The sequence below is a fragment of the Cohnella herbarum genome, assembly GCF_012849095.1.
GTDB lineage: Bacteria > Bacillota > Bacilli > Paenibacillales > Paenibacillaceae > Cohnella > Cohnella herbarum.
The window spans coordinates 4,616,117-4,630,608 of sequence record NZ_CP051680.1 but is presented as its reverse complement, the minus strand read 5'-3'; the positions used below and the strand labels follow the sequence as shown (position 1 = coordinate 4,630,608).

Sequence of the window (14,492 nt, the reverse complement as noted above, 5' to 3'; positions counted from 1 at the left end):
CTCGAACTGACCGAATAACCCGCCAGGAGCTGCTTAACCGGCCCGAACATGCACGGGAGACCGTTCGCTATTCAAGACTAATTGTAATTTCTACACTTAGATAGGAAGAGAGCATGGTTTTCATCAAAACTAATTGTAATATCTACACTTAGATAGAGTGAATCATCGACGACAGGCAAGATGTTGTTAAACTAAGTGTATGTTTTACACTTGCGTAACTGTCAGTACTTTTTACACGTGTAATTAAGTGTATATTTTACATTTAGATTTACTCTAAGTCGATAAAGTCTGCATGCAACACTACGGATCTATAATGTTATCATTTTCGCCTGAGCGAACGGGATAGTGGCAATATGGGCAGGACAGCGGTATTATCCGGTCAAATTGACTTCCTATTCCTGAGCGAACGGGATAGCAACACCAGCAACACCAGCAACACCAGCAACACCAGCAACACCAGCAACACCAGCAACACCAGCAGCACCAGCAACACCAGCAACACCAGCAACACCAGCAACACAACTAATCTAAAGGAGCTTTCATCCCCATGGCAAAAAATAAAATCGTGCTGGCCTACTCCGGCGGCCTCGACACTTCGGTTATCCTAACGTGGCTTAAAGAAACGTATGACGCCGAGATCATCACCTTCACCGCCGACATCGGCCAGAAGGACGAACTCGACGGCTTGGAAGAAAAAGCGCTCAAAACCGGCGCATCCAAAGTGTACATCGACGATCTTCGCGACGAGTTCGCGAAAGATTTCATCTACCCGATGTTCCAAGCCGGCGCTTTGTACGAAGGCCAGTACCTGCTCGGCACCAGCATCGCTCGTCCATTGATCGCGAAGCGCATGGTTGAAATCGCCATCGCGGAAGGCGCAACGGCTATCGCGCACGGCGCGACGGGCAAAGGAAACGACCAAGTCCGTTTCGAACTGACGGCCGCGGCTCTGACTCCGAACATCGAAGTTATCGCTCCTTGGCGTCTTGAGGCGTTCCGCGAAGCTTTCCCCGGACGCGCGGAGATGATCGCTTATGCCGAGAAACACGGCATTCCGGTCACGGCATCGGCTTCCAAGCCGTACTCCACGGACCGCAACCTGCTGCACATCAGCTTCGAGAGCGGCATGCTCGAGGATCCATGGTTCGATTCGAGCGCAGCCGATGTCGAAGACATGTACGTCCTCAGCGTTTCTCCGGAGAAAGCTCCCGATCAAGCCGAGTATATCGAGCTCGATTTCGAAGGCGGCAACTGCGTAGCGATTAACGGCGAAGCCCTTAGCCCGCTCGCCGTCATGGAGAAGCTGAACGAAATCGGCGGCAAGCACGGCGTTGGCCGCGTCGATATGGTGGAGAACCGCTTTGTCGGCATGAAGAGCCGCGGCGTGTACGAAACTCCGGGCGGAAGCATCCTGTTCACCGCTCATCGCAAAATGGAATCGTTGACCATGGACCGCGACGTTATGCATCTTCGCGACTCCTTGATCTCCAAATATAGCTCCCTGGTATACAACGGTTTCTGGTTCGCGCCCGAGCGCATCGCGATTCAAGCGCTGGTCGACGAAAGCCAGAAGAACGTGACGGGCACGGTCCGTCTGAAGCTGTACAAAGGCAATATCATGGCGGCTGGACTGAAGAGCCCGGTCAGCCTCTACAATCCGCACATCGCGACGATGGAAGCGGACCCTACGCAAGCGTACGATCAAGGCGACGCTACCGGTTTTATCCGCCTGAACGCGCTTCGCCTGAAGGTATCTTCGGGCGTTACCGGCGCTTCCGGCATTAACTGATAAAAGACAAAAGGGAGATCCGGGCGCGAAGCCTGCCGAACCATCCCCCGCCAGGCGGGGCAATGCGGGAGGCACCTTCGCTGACGGCGCTCCCCTTTTGCCGTTTTACTAGATCATTCAGAATTTATATGTTTACGCATATTCATTTCTGAATGACCTCCGACATAAACGTTCCCTCGCCATCCCTAAGGACGGCGGTAGCCGTTTATGCTTGGCATTAAATCAAAGCAGAGGGGTATACCGAACATGAGTAAGTTATGGGGCGGCCGTTTCACGAAAAAAACGGACCAGCTAGTGGAAGAATATACGGCGTCGATTACGTTCGACAAAGAATTGGCCGAAGAAGATATCCAAGGTAGCCTAGCGCATGTAACGATGCTGGGACATTGCGGCATTTTGCCCGCGGACGACGTGGAAACGATCAAAGCGGGATTGCTCAAAGTTCGCGAGCGTATCCGCAGCGGGGAGCAACAATTCCTGATCTCCGACGAAGATATTCATATGAATATCGAGAAAGCGCTGATCGACGAGATCGGTCCGGTCGGGGGCAAACTGCACACGGGCCGCAGCCGTAACGATCAAGTGGCGACGGACATGCACTTGTACTTGCGCAAGCGCGTGGTAGAGTTCGTGGATCAGCTTCATAAGCTGCAAGCCGCGCTGATCGGACAAGCCAAGCAAAACCTGGATACGATCGTTCCGGGCTACACGCATCTGCAACGGGCGCAACCGATCCTGTTCGCGCATCACCTAATGGCTTACGTATCGATGTTCGGCCGCGATATCGAGCGCCTGCAAGACAGCTACAAGCGGATAGACTCCCTCCCTCTTGGAGCAGGTGCTTTAGCAGGCACGACTTTCGCGATCGACCGCCATTTCACGGCGAGCCAGCTTAACTTCGGCCGCGTTTACGAGAACAGCCTCGATGCCGTCAGCGACCGCGATTTTATCGTGGAATTCCTGAGCGGCGCTTCTCTGATCATGACGCACTTGTCGCGCTTAAGCGAGGAGCTGATCCTCTGGTCCAGCACCGAGTTCCAGTTCGTGGAGCTCGACGATGCTTTCTGCACGGGCTCCAGCATTATGCCGCAGAAGAAGAACCCGGACGTGCCCGAACTCGTTCGCGGTAAAACCGGTCGCGTCTACGGCAACTTGATCGGCCTCCTGACCGTCCTCAAGTCGCTTCCGCTGGCTTACAACAAAGATATGCAGGAAGACAAGGAAGGCATGTTCGACACCGTCAAAACGCTTCAGGGAGCGCTGCAGCTATTCGCGTCTATGATCGAGACGATGAAGGTTCGCAAAGACAAGATGCGCCGCGCGGTCGATCAAGACTTCTCCAACGCGACGGACATCGCCGACTTCCTCGTTGGCAAAGGCTTGCCTTTCCGCCAAGCGCACGAAGTCATCGGCAAGACTGTGCTGTACTGTATCCAACAAAACAAGTTCCTGCTTGATCTTACGTTAGAAGAATTCAAGCAGTTCTCCGAACTGTTCGACGACCGGATCTATGCGGTGTTGCAGCCGGAGGCCGTTGTTAATGCCCGTAACGTCTACGGCGGTACGGCTACGCCTCAGGTGGAGGCGGCTATCGCTCGCGCCGAAACCGGGCTGGCCGGAACGGCCGAGTGGATCTCGGAGTACGAGGCGAAAAGCAGGTAAGCCGGAGAATTAAAAAAAAGAAGCGTGCCCCAGCCATAATCGCGAGGGCGCGCTTCTTTTTTATCTTGAGGAGGGCTGGGTTACTTATTCCGAACCTCTAAGCGTTTTCGATAATCGGAAGGGCTGCATCCTTCGAACTTCTTAAAGAGACGACTGAAATAAAACGGATCGGCGAACCCGAGCAGATCGCCGATTTCCTTCGCGAGCAAGTTCGGGTCGGAGCGGATCAATTGTTTGGCTTTCTCGATCTTGAGATAGGACACGTATTCGATTAAAGGCATTCCCCTATAGAGCTTGAATAGTTTACTTAAGTAAGGAGCGGTAAGTCCTACGCTTAAAGCCAACCGCTTGATGTCTATGTTCGAGTGGCAGTTGGCTCTTAAATGATCGTCCAGCAAGTCCACGACGCTTTCCGGAGAATTTCGCGGGCTTTCATTCTCGAACAAGGCACCTTCAAGCCATGGCCACAGTTCATCGCGGACGGCATCGTAGGAAGAACGGCTCTTCATCGCTTCGTCGATGACGGAATCGATCTCGGACGATTGCGGCCAATGAGCGTCCCCTAAGGCATGGATCGTCCTCTTTAGAAGTGCCGCAAAGTCTACGGCATGAAGACGGGAACTTTGCCAGGTTTCGAACAGAGAAGACATTTCGGCTTTGAACAGGCTTTTTTGTTGCAGTTGGATCATCGTCCGCAACGAGTCTATGCGTGCATCCGACAGAATGGCAACCGGATAACTCGGTTCCTCTTGAGAAGTCGAATGTTCCCTTATCATTTTCGACACGCCGAACTCGGACCTTTGGCGCAGCAGCTTTCTAAGCGAGAAGAGCGAAGCGCCGATGTCGCGCAATCGGGCGATCGGCTCGCCGATCGCGACGTTGATCGTCGTCCTTGACTGCGCGCTTAGCGAGTTTTGCAGGGCTAACGCCAACTCCGCCGAATCCTCCGTTACCTGCGCTCCTTCGTCGTCGCAGACGAAAATCGCGATTTTTTCCGTGGGAGCGCTGCCGTTAAACGCATGTATCTTATTGCCCGGGCCGAGCATGTTAGCCAGCCGAATTTCGATTTCCGAGTTGGTAGGCAAGGCCATCGATGGAGTCGTTCCGCTCGCTTCCGCAAACATTCCTCCGCAGTGTGCAACCAACAACACGGCCGTTCTGCCTTTCAAGAAGAGTTCGTCGACTTCGTTCTCGAGCATTTCTCCGTGCAGTGCCGAGGCCAACGCAGACCTAACCTTCTCTTCCTTCGTACCATCCAGTTTCGACCGAAGCTTATGCAGCACTTCTTGCAGATCGTCAGGGGAGACGGGTTTCAATAGATAATCGTAAGCATGGAATTTCAGCGCTTCTTGGGCATAGCCGAAGTCTCTGTACCCGCTTAGAATGACGAAAGGAATATCGGCGTCGCGCTTGCGGACTTCTTTGATCAGTTGCAGCCCGTCCATGACCGGCATCCGAATATCGGTGAAAATAACGTCGGGCGTTTCCGTTTCCAGTTTCTTCAGAGCTTCGGCGCCGTTAATGGCCGTCATCGTAACCTTGAAAAAAGAGGAGATTCTCTCGATCTCGTATTGGATATCCCGAATTAATGGAGGTTCGTCTTCTATGACCATGACTCTATACATGTTGTCCCTCCGCTCGTGAGTTGATCGTTCCCCCGAATGAGACGCGCAGCCCCCGTTCGGGAAGATTTTCGATCGTCATCCACGTATTTTCCCCGAACAAGAGGACAAGCCTCGCAAATGTGTTGACGATGCCCAACCCTTCATCTTCCGTCTCCGTCGAAGCGGCGTCTTCCGACCGTTCGCCGTTCGCGATAATCGCATCGATTCGTTCACGGATGGCTTTCAACCGGTTTTCGTCGGCGCCTGCCCCGTCGTCGCTTATCGATAGTTCCCACTTATTCTCCCGACATGAGCCGAAAATACGAATATGCCATGGAGGAGGGACGCTGTTAAAAGCGTGCTTCATCGCGTTTTCGACGAATGGTTGAATGGTTATTCTCGGGATTTCGATATCAAGAAGTTCGCGATCGACGTCGATCGCGAAGCCGAAATGTTCCTCATATCTGTATTTCAGTAGATTCAGATAGTTTCTCGTATATTGCAGCTCGTCCTCGACCCGAACGCAGTCGGCCGAAGAAGTCGTGTAATGCAGCAGAGATGAGAGCTGCCTGCACATCTCCGCCACTTTCTCGCGTTGATCGGCATGTTTGGCCGCGGCTCCGATCGTCGCCAGCGTGTTATGGATGAAATGCGGATTGATCTGGGATTGAAGCGCGAGAAGTTGTGCTTTCGCCTCTCGTTCCTTGGCTTCCGTAAGCTGCTCGATCGAATGCTGCAAACGCGAGAACATCTTTTTGAACATGCGGTCTAGCAGCTGCATCTCATTGTTCTTGTCCGTATTTTCGATATTCAGCGCAAGGTTGCTCAATGAAACTTGTTTCAGCGAACCGCCTAACGTACGAAGCGGGAGGGTCAATCTCTTCGAACTGCTGTACAGAACGATCAGGGTGACGATCAGGAATAGCAATCCTGCGCTCGTAATCAAGGTGCTGAGCAGATGGACGGAGGCAAGCGCTTCTTGCCGGGATTGGGAGATGACGATGACGTGTCCGGTGAGCGGAGATTGGCGGTACGTCAGAAGGCGATCTTCTCCCTCGCTGTTCCTGACGGTGGTCGAGCCGCTTTTGCCGTCGAAAACGGACGTTCGGTATAAAGCGGCGTCTTCGGGAGATTTCAATGGTTCTATCGATGGCTGGGGATAAAAGAGATTTCCGGTTTCGTCGAAGATATAGAACTCCGAATCGATGGAAGGATCGGAATCGTATAGCCTGCTTAGGTCGCTATATCTTTGCTGAACTTCGATATAGCCGTATTCCTTGCCCGCCGTGTCCATGATTTTACGGCTTAGAGAAAATACCGGGACTTGCAATTGGGACCAATTGTCGTTGTGCGGGGGAAGCAGCTTGAAGCCTCCGTCGCTATTCGCCAGCGATTCGAAGATCGGAATGCCTTCGATTCCGGCTTTGAACAGCGTATCGGCATTATCGACGGATTGCGGAGAGAGCGCGTATTCGTGTTCGAAATTAAAGGCGACGATCTTATAGGCGGAGCTGAACGGGCCGTTGATCGAGAAAATGGAATTCGTCAGCTTTCTCGTTTCTTGTACGCCGAGGCCGGGGATGCTGCCGGGGTTGTAAAGGTGCTTGTTCAAGTTTTCGTCCATGAGAAGGCTGACGTTGATTCTTTCCATGTCTCCGATCAAGCCGTCAAATTGCTCCGTGATTTTCTGAAGCAGGCGTTCCGTGCCGGAATAGATGTTATTCTGAATCATTTTCGACGCGTAAACCGCGAACGCGGCGACGAAGCAGACGATTATAAGCACGATAATGATAGAGTACGTCGCGAATATTTTTTTCTGAAGGCTCCAGTTTCGAAACATCCGGTCGACCCCGCTTCTGGATGATCTTGCATTTCAGCATAATGTATCAAATGGATCGGGAATCCGTCAAACCTTTCCGCGGGAAAGGATTTTTGTGCTAAATCGTGCATGCAACTTTCCTAATTGATCTATTCTTATCGAAAATGAACGCGTTTACAATAGAGATCGGGACATGTCCATCGCAAACGAATCGAATCAGTCATCCAAACGAACGGGGGAATAAGCAAGTGAATTTGCGCCAAAAGAAATCCGTGATCGTGCTCCTCATGTGTATCTCTCTGACGTTGCTCGCGGCATGCGGATCCGGGAAGACGGCCCAACCGTCCGCCAGCGGCTCGCAGCCCGCGACGGAAACGCCTGAGGTTAGTCAATCGGCCAGCCCGGATCCCGCGCCGGAGAAAGTCACGCTCTCTCTGATGGTCGGGGGCAACAATAAATTTTATGAAACGATTACGAAAGAGTACAGCAAACGGAACCCGCATGTGACTTTCGATCTTCAAACCGTTGACGGCAGCCAATACGACTCGTTGCTTAGAACGCGCATCGCGACGAAAAACTTGCCGGACATCATCGGGCACAACGTCTCGGACATGGCGAGAAGATACAATCCGGCCGACAATTTCGTCGACTTGTCCAACGAGCCGTGGGTCGCGAGACTCGTTAATCCGGAGATTATCAAAATAAACGGCAGCATCTACAATTTGCCGTTCGCCGCTTCAGGATCGGCTCTGGGCATCGTATACAACAAAAAAATGTTTGCCGATCTGAATCTGAGCGTGCCGAAGACGTTCGAAGAGCTTCTGCAAGTGTGCGAGACGTTGAAGACGAACGGCATTACGCCGTTCTACCTCGGGAACAAAGACGGATGGGTCGCGCAAATCTGGGGCTTGACCACGTTCTCGGAAGTCATTAAAGGAACCGACATCATGGACAAAATCAACTCCAACCAGCTCAAGCATGCTGACGTTCCGGGATTCGAGGAAGCTCTGGGACAAGTGATGCAGCTGTTCGAGAAAGGCTACGTGAACGAGGATCATCTCTCCGTGGGCTTCGACGGCTTGGGAGCGGCGATGAACTCCGGCAAAGCGGCGATGACCGTGCTGGGAGACTTCCTCGAAGCGGGAGACAAGGTCGGCGATTATGGCATTTTCGCTACGCCGGGCGTTGATAATCCCGACTTGACCGTCGGCACCGTGACGGGCTGGTTTATCTCGAAAAACTCCAAGAACGTCGAGGAAGCGAAGAAGTTTCTTGATTTCTGGAGCCAACCGGACATCATGAGCATCCAATACGCGGAAGATCCGAGGTTCTCGGCGTTCAAGGATATCGAAGTAAACTTTAATCCATTAATGCAGGGCGAGTACGACGAGTATATCTCCCAAGGAAAAGTCGTACGTCAATACAACGATTTGATCGCGGTGGATACGTCCGAGCTGTTCCGGCTCTATCAAGACATGTTCGGTAAAGGGAAAACGCCGAAACAAGTGTTGAAAGCTTGGGACGAGAAGGTCGAAGAGTTGGCTAAAGCCGCTGAATTACCGGGATGGTAAGCCGCGGGGCATAGCCGCCGAAGAAGAGGCCGACGCAAGGAAGCCTCTTCTTATTTTATATCTACGGTTCGGAGGAATGGCTCCATGATAGGCAAACGGCTTTACCCTTACTTTTTTATTTATCCGGCGCTGCTCGTCTATTTGGTTCTGTTTATTTTCCCGACTTTATTCAGCTTCGTCTACTCGTTTACCGATTGGAACGCCTATCGCGACAACATCCGGTTTACGGGCTTGGACAACTTCACGAAAATCGTAACCAACGGCGACTTAATGTTGTCGATCGGCAATACGGTGCTTTTCGCGGTCGTGACCAGCATCGGGAAAAACGCGCTCGGCCTGTTGCTCGCGGTAGCCCTGTGCAGCCGGATCGGAATGAAGCGGTTGTTCCGTACCGTGTTTTTCCTTCCGACCGTGCTCAGCTTTATCGTCGTCGGCGTATTGTTCACGGCGCTGCTGCACCCCGAGGGATTCCTCAATCAGTTCCTGGGAGAAGTCGGGCTTGGGTGGTTGCGGCAAGAGTGGCTGGTGGATCGGAACGTCGTCATGTTTACGGTCAGTTTCGTCGACGTGTGGAAAGGAACGGGCTTTCACATGATTATTTTCATGGCGGGCCTGCTTGCCATTCCGCGCGATTACGGAGAAGCCGCCCAGATCGACGGAGCGAACGCTCTTCAGGAATTTTTCCGCATCAAGCTGCCTTTAATGATGCAAGCGGTCAGCGTCAATATCGTGCTCAGCCTCATCGCGGGCTTCAAAGTGTTCGAGCAGGTGTTCGTGCTGACGAACGGCGGGCCGGGCTACGCTTCCTCCGTGCTGAACTCGATCGCTTTCCAGATGTTCGGCGACGGCAGATGGGGGCTCGGTACCGCGATGAATCTCGTATTGTTTCTTCTCATAACGGCAATATCTTTCGTGACGTTGGCCTATTTCAAAAGAAAAGAAGTGGACATCTAGCATGACGACCCGTACAAGCTCCGGCGCGGCCCGAAACGGACTAGCCAAGTTGGCGAAGGGGAAGGGGAAACTCCTTTTGGAGATCGTGCTTACCGTTGCCGCGTTCTTTTATTTTTTTCCCGTCTTGATGATGATTCTCGGTTCGTTTAAGAGTTCTATGGAGGCGGCTTCCTTTAACAAGCTTTGGCCCGAGGTTTGGGAGTTCGGGAATTTCCGGCAAGTGTTATCCGGCGATAGAATCCTGCAATCTTTGAAGAACAGCGTGTGTATCTCTTTTCTTTCGATCTTCCTGACCATCATGCTTGCGGCGATAGCCTCCTTCGTCATGGCGAGAAGGAAGAGCGGATTTTCGGCTGGCGCGTATTTTCTGTTTATCGCGGGTCTCGTCGCTCCGTTAATGTACATTCCGACGATCAAAACGCTGCAATTTCTGAATTTGATGAATACGCTCACGGGATTGATTCTAGTCGTCGTCGCGACGAATCTTCCGTTCGCCGTCTTTCTTTTTACCGGCTTCATCAAAGGCATTCCACGAGAATTGGACGAATCGGCTTTCGTGGACGGCTTCGGAACGACGAGAATTTTTTTGCATATCATTTTGCCTCTGCTTACCCCGGTCATTACGACTCAAGCGATTCTGTCTCTCGTCGGGGTATGGAACGATTTGAGCATGCCGTTGTTTTTCCTGAACGACAGCAGCAAGTGGACGCTTCCGATGCTCGTGTACAACTTTATCAGCCAGTACGTCCGAAATTGGAACTTGGTGTACGCCTTTTTGATCATGGTTTCGCTTCCCGTGGTCGCGTTGTTTATATTCGGGCAGAAACACTTCGTGTCCGGACTGATGTCCGGCGCGGTTAAAGGGTAAGTCGATTCCGATTACGACGAGAAGATGAGGAGATGGGATTATCATGAACCGCATATCATCGACGCTTCGCTTCTGTTTGGCAATCGTATTGTGCATGACGGGGATCGTGCAGTTTTCCCCGGATAAACCTTCCCGGGCTTACGCATCCGCGGATTGGCCCGTGACCGCAACGATGGGCAACGAGAACGGCGGTCCGGTGTTCAAAATCAACGGAACTCCGGTCGTACCGCAATTTCTGTACGGCAGCACGATGAAGATCCACGCGAACTACGTTCCTTTTCTAGATACGATCAATATGGCGAATTCGCGCGACGTGCACGTGAAGTTCTGGATTAACGTGCTTGACGATATGGCGTGGAACGAACAAGTTAACGAAGACGTGTTCCAGCGCGATCCCGGCGCTTACGGCATTCTGAGAATCGGCATCGCCGACGAGCAGTTGTTCGATCTGTCGGCCGACCAATACGCGGTCACGGAAAGGGGGCTTCGTTCCGGGTGGCCGTCGTTGGCTTCCGCGGATTGGCGGAATCAGTTGAGCGACTTAGTGACCGATTATATCGCATGGCTGAAACAGCAGCCCTATTCGGATCGGATTTTGGGCTTTCAGATTATGAACATGGATAGCGGGGAGTGGTACTTCGACTCCAATAGCGAGGCGAGGATCGGAGCGGGGGAAGATTACTCGCCTCCGATGGTCGCGGCGTTTCGGCAATGGCTTAGCGAGAAATACGCGACGGACTCGGCTCTGCAAGCGGCTTGGAACGATGCCGGCGTAACGCTTGCCTCGGCAGGCATTCCGACTCTTGCCGAGAGGGACTATTCGGCGGAGCGCTTCTTCCGTTCGATAGAAACCGAGTGCAAAGCGATCGATTACCAGACGTTCTACAGCAAGAAAATCGCCGAGACGATCGACTTCGCGGGGGATTGTTCAAGCAGGCGACCGGCGGGCAGACGTTGCTCGGCTCCATGTACGGTTATCACTACGTAGCCGCTCACTATGCCCGTCCGTCCAACAACGGTCATTACGCATTGGGCGATCTGCTCGATTCTCCCAACGTGGATTTCATCAGCGCTCCCGTCAAATACGGGGATAGGGCGATGGGCATCAACGCGGGGCCGATGGGCTCCTTCGACTCGCTGGCTCTGCACGGCAAGATGTTTATTTTGGAGAACGATACGCGTACCCATCTCGTGGACGATTTGCCATATCCGGCAGATATTTTATTTACCCCGAGAACGTACACGCCGGAAGAAACATTGGAAGCGCTGCGGCGCGAGACGGGCAATCAAATCGTTACCGGCGGCGGGCAATACTTGATGGACATCAACTCCAAGGGGTGGTTTAAGGAAGAGGGGATATGGGACGAATACCAGAAGCTCCTTTCCGTTCAGGCAAGCCGTTACCTCCAAAGCCAAGATAGGCAGTTCAGACCGGACGTGGCGGTCATCTTGGACGAAGACTCGCTTCCTTACCATACTCTCAACGTCAATCAGGTTACGCCGACCAACAATCCTTACGGACCCGCGGGTTATCTGGATTACGGATTCTTTCATTTGTTCGAGCAGCAACAGCGCGAGATGGCCCGCAGCGGCGTGAAGTTCGGATATTACGTCATGTCCGATCTGACGAGTATTCCCGATTCGGTGAAGACGTTCGTGTTCATGAACGCTTACCGGGCCACGTCCGCCCAAAGGACGGAGATCAACGGTTTAAAGAAAGACGGCAATGTGCTGGTGTTCCTGAGAGCGCCCGGTTATTTCGACGAATCCGGTTCAGATACGGCTAATATTACGGACTTGATCGGCATGACCGTGGCGAAGGCCGACTATTCCAGCGCCGCGACGATTGTTTCGAATTTCTCCGATCCCGCGACCGAAGGCAGCGTTGCGACGACCGTCGGGGGTTGGGTCATCGGAGAAGACAGCGGCGGAGTGGAGGCCGAATATGCACATACCCCATCCTTTTACGTGACGGATCCTACTGCGGTGCGGCTCGGATATTACGATGCGGATCCGGGCAAAACGTCCTTCGCAAGGAAAAACATGGGTTCCTGGACTTCGATCTTCAGCGGCTCCGGTCCGCTTAAAGCGGGTTTGATCCGTTCGATCGCTAGCAATCTGGGCGGCGCCCATGTGTATTCCTACGACGGCAAAGACAATATTCGCACCGACGACAAGCTGCTAATGCTCCATTCGGCTGCCGGGAACGCGGGGATGAAATCCATAAGGCTGCCGAATCCGTCGCGAGTGGTGGACGTGCTGAACCAGGCGACGGTAGGGAAGAACGTGACCTCCTTCCGGTACGATATGGAAGCGGAATCGACGTCCTTGTTTGCCATCGTTCCTAACGATACGGCGAATACCGAAGCCGAAAGCAACGAGGTCGTTCGAACCGGAACGTGGAGCGCGGAAGCCCGCGCGTCTTACGTCGGCGGGGCGGCGTTGAGATCGAATGCGCAAGGCGCGAAGCTGTCGTATTCCTTCCAAGGCCCTTACCTTTCGTTGATCGCGTCTACCGGTCCGGACCGAGGCCGAATCGACGTCGAGATCGACGGAGTCGCTTATCCTTACGTCGAGCTGTATTCTCCTCGAACCGAATACGGCAAGGAGTTCGTTCTGGCGCTGGATTTGCCGGCGGGGCCACACACCGTCACGTTGACCGTATCCGGAAACAAGCACCGCCTATCCTCGGGCACCGTCGCGATCGCGGACGCTTTCGTCGCGGCTTCCGCTCCGACGACTGCGATTCCCGCGGGCGATCCCGTGACGGGACGCGAATCGATATTCGCGGGAGAAACGCCGACGGCAGCCGGCAACGACGCCCGATACGAACTGGGTACGCGATTCAAGACGACCGTGGACGGCACGGTTACGAAAGTGAGACTCTACGCTCACGAGAACGAAGGCGGTCAGCATAGCGTATCGCTTTGGAGAGTCGGAGACGGCGTACGGGTAGCCGGACCTTTCGCTTGGACGTTCCCTGCGGGATCCCCGGGCTGGAAGCTGTTCGAGCTTCCCGAGCCTCTGTCCGTCCAAGCCGACACCGATTACATCGTGTCGGTCACGAACAGCGCGACCGACAAACATTACGTCTATACCCCGCAAGGCTTCGTCCAGCCTTTGAACAACCGGCATCTCGTCACTTATGCGGGCAGCGGAGTTAACTCTTCCCAACTGGGAGCGATGCCGACTTATTCTTTTAACAACACGAACTATTTCCGGGACATCGAGTTCGTGCCGAATAACGGCAGGAGCTTGCTCTCCTCGCAAACGCCGCAGCGTTTCGACAACGATGCGAGCTACGAGTTGGGCACCCGGTTCACGGCGCTGACGGACGGATACGCGACGAAAGCGAGAATCTACGCGCACGAGAACGAAGCGGGCATTCATCGCGTTTCGTTATGGAAGGCCGGCGATGGGACGCTTCTTGCGGGACCTTACGATTGGAACGTAAACGCAGACTCATCCGGGTGGAAGGAATTCTCTCTCCCGACCCCCGCGAGGCTCAAGGCAGGAACGGAATATATCGTGTCGGTCACGAACAGCGTGTACGACAAGCAATACGCCGTTGCCGAGCAAGGGTTCTCAACCCCGATCGCGAACGGACGGCTGATCTCTTACGCGGGCGGCGGAGTGAGCACGACCGCGATCGGAACGATGCCGACTTATTCGAATAACGATACGAACTATTTCCGGGACGTCGTTTTCGTTCCGGATCACGAGCAGACCGTCATGGATACGTCGGTTCCGCAGAGCTTTTCCAACGATCGCCGTTACGAGCTGGGGACGAAATTCCGGCCGACGGCCGACGGCCGCATCGTCGGCGTTCGATTCTATGCCCATCCCGACGAAGGAGGAGCTCACCTCGTGTCCCTCTGGAGGGTAAGCGACGGTCAGCGGATCGCCGGTCCGTATACCTGGAACGTGTCGACCCGGCATCCCGGCTGGCGCGAGTTTATTGTTCCGGAGCCGATTAGCGTGACTTCGGGGACGGACTATATCGTCTCGATTACGAACGGTCCGTCGGATTTCTATTACGCGGCTTCCCCGCAGGGTTTCGCCAATCCGATCTCGAACGGAAATCTAGTTACCTATTCGGGCAGCGGGGTAAGCACGACCGCGATCGGAACGATGCCGACCTATACATTTAACAATACGAACTATTTCCGGGACGTCCTGTTCGTGCCGGAAGAATAGAAATACGGGAAGGCACGGCGCTTATTGC

General features: G+C 53.7%; 10 protein-coding genes. 7 read left to right on the top strand and 3 right to left on the bottom strand.

Annotated elements, in window-relative coordinates:
• Positions 1-379: 379 nt before the first annotated feature.
• Positions 380-517, bottom strand: a complete 138-nt coding sequence (locus HH215_RS19740; protein WP_169281453.1) for a hypothetical protein — start codon at positions 515-517, stop codon at positions 380-382.
• A gap of 30 nt (positions 518-547) precedes the next feature.
• Here HH215_RS19740 and HH215_RS19735 point away from each other — a divergent pair, with 30 nt between their 5' ends.
• On the top strand, positions 548-1,789 hold the full coding sequence (locus HH215_RS19735) for an argininosuccinate synthase (protein ID WP_169281452.1): 1,242 nt from the start codon (positions 548-550) through the stop codon (positions 1,787-1,789).
• Between the two features lie 246 nt (positions 1,790-2,035).
• Positions 2,036-3,451 (top strand): argininosuccinate lyase, encoded by a 1,416-nt coding sequence (gene argH / locus HH215_RS19730; RefSeq protein WP_169281451.1) that lies wholly within the window; start codon positions 2,036-2,038, stop codon positions 3,449-3,451.
• A gap of 80 nt (positions 3,452-3,531) precedes the next feature.
• On the opposite strand, the gene HH215_RS19725 is transcribed toward argH, so the two are convergent.
• Positions 3,532-5,076 carry a response regulator gene (locus tag HH215_RS19725; protein ID WP_169281450.1) on the bottom strand — a complete coding sequence of 515 codons (1,545 nt, stop codon included), beginning with the start codon at positions 5,074-5,076 and terminating at the stop codon, positions 3,532-3,534.
• Positions 5,069-6,895: a cache domain-containing sensor histidine kinase gene (locus HH215_RS19720; protein ID WP_169281449.1), complete on the bottom strand. Its 1,827-nt coding sequence runs from the start codon at positions 6,893-6,895 to the stop codon at positions 5,069-5,071. The genes HH215_RS19725 and HH215_RS19720 overlap by 8 nt, the downstream gene beginning before the upstream one ends.
• 227 nt (positions 6,896-7,122) lie before the next feature.
• Here HH215_RS19720 and HH215_RS19715 point away from each other — a divergent pair, with 227 nt between their 5' ends.
• The 5 genes from HH215_RS19715 (at position 7,123) to HH215_RS19695 (ending at position 14,464) form a co-directional block, all read left to right on the top strand.
• Positions 7,123-8,445 (top strand): ABC transporter substrate-binding protein, encoded by a 1,323-nt coding sequence (locus HH215_RS19715; RefSeq protein WP_169281448.1) that lies wholly within the window; start codon positions 7,123-7,125, stop codon positions 8,443-8,445.
• Positions 8,446-8,529: 84 nt separating this feature from the next.
• Positions 8,530-9,399, top strand: a complete 870-nt coding sequence (locus HH215_RS19710) for a carbohydrate ABC transporter permease (protein WP_169281447.1) — start codon at positions 8,530-8,532, stop codon at positions 9,397-9,399.
• 1 nt (position 9,400) lies between these two features.
• Positions 9,401-10,267 carry a carbohydrate ABC transporter permease gene (locus HH215_RS19705; protein WP_169281446.1) on the top strand — a complete coding sequence of 289 codons (867 nt, stop codon included), beginning with the start codon at positions 9,401-9,403 and terminating at the stop codon, positions 10,265-10,267.
• Between the two features lie 43 nt (positions 10,268-10,310).
• On the top strand, positions 10,311-11,255 hold the full coding sequence (locus HH215_RS19700; RefSeq protein ID WP_169281445.1) for an alpha-amylase family protein: 945 nt from the start codon (positions 10,311-10,313) through the stop codon (positions 11,253-11,255).
• A complete protein-coding gene (locus HH215_RS19695) occupies positions 11,192-14,464 on the top strand; it encodes a DUF4082 domain-containing protein (RefSeq protein WP_169281444.1) in 3,273 nt (1,090 codons plus the stop codon). The genes HH215_RS19700 and HH215_RS19695 overlap by 64 nt, the downstream gene beginning before the upstream one ends.
• The last annotated feature ends 28 nt before the right edge of the window (positions 14,465-14,492 follow it).

Excerpts from the sequence above, each read along its gene's own strand:
- HH215_RS19720 (WP_169281449.1), bottom strand. The coding sequence starts at position 6,895 with ATGTTTCGAAACTGGAGCCTTCAGAAAAAAATATTCGCGACGTACTCT.
- HH215_RS19705 (WP_169281446.1), top strand. The coding sequence starts at position 9,401 with ATGACGACCCGTACAAGCTCCGGCGCGGCCCGAAACGGACTAGCCAAG.
- HH215_RS19700 (WP_169281445.1), top strand. The coding sequence starts at position 10,311 with ATGAACCGCATATCATCGACGCTTCGCTTCTGTTTGGCAATCGTATTG.
- HH215_RS19725 (WP_169281450.1), bottom strand. The coding sequence starts at position 5,076 with ATGTATAGAGTCATGGTCATAGAAGACGAACCTCCATTAATTCGGGAT.
- HH215_RS19710 (WP_169281447.1), top strand. The coding sequence starts at position 8,530 with ATGATAGGCAAACGGCTTTACCCTTACTTTTTTATTTATCCGGCGCTG.
- argH (WP_169281451.1), top strand. The coding sequence starts at position 2,036 with ATGAGTAAGTTATGGGGCGGCCGTTTCACGAAAAAAACGGACCAGCTA.
- HH215_RS19735 (WP_169281452.1), top strand. The coding sequence starts at position 548 with ATGGCAAAAAATAAAATCGTGCTGGCCTACTCCGGCGGCCTCGACACT.